This is a genomic window from Ochrobactrum sp. SFR4, assembly GCF_019730395.1.
Lineage (GTDB): Bacteria > Pseudomonadota > Alphaproteobacteria > Rhizobiales > Rhizobiaceae > Pseudochrobactrum.
Genome location: NZ_JAAPBB010001498.1, coordinates 1 through 230, shown reverse-complemented (window position 1 = coordinate 230; position 230 = coordinate 1). Strand labels below are relative to the sequence as shown.

The following is a 230-nucleotide window of genomic DNA, read 5'->3' as shown; positions in this document are numbered from 1 at the left end:
CGCGCTCTGCACAGTCCCTCCGGTCAGGCGCTGCCATCAGAATTGCAGCCTCTGCGCAAACATTTCAAAAGCCTGTTTGATCTGGCTGATACCGCGCAGGACATCTACGCCGATGCAGACGGACTGGCATTGCATTTGCTCGATCAACCGCATGAAATAATCGCCCTGCATGGTGATCTGCATCATGAGAACATTATTCAAAGTTCGCGTGGCTGGCTGGCAATTGACCC

General features: G+C 53.5%; 1 protein-coding gene. It reads left to right on the top strand.

Going from position 1 to position 230, the window contains the following annotated elements:
* The coding region (locus tag HBA93_RS24015; protein WP_286202186.1) for an aminoglycoside phosphotransferase family protein at positions 1-230 on the top strand (230 nt) is incomplete at both ends.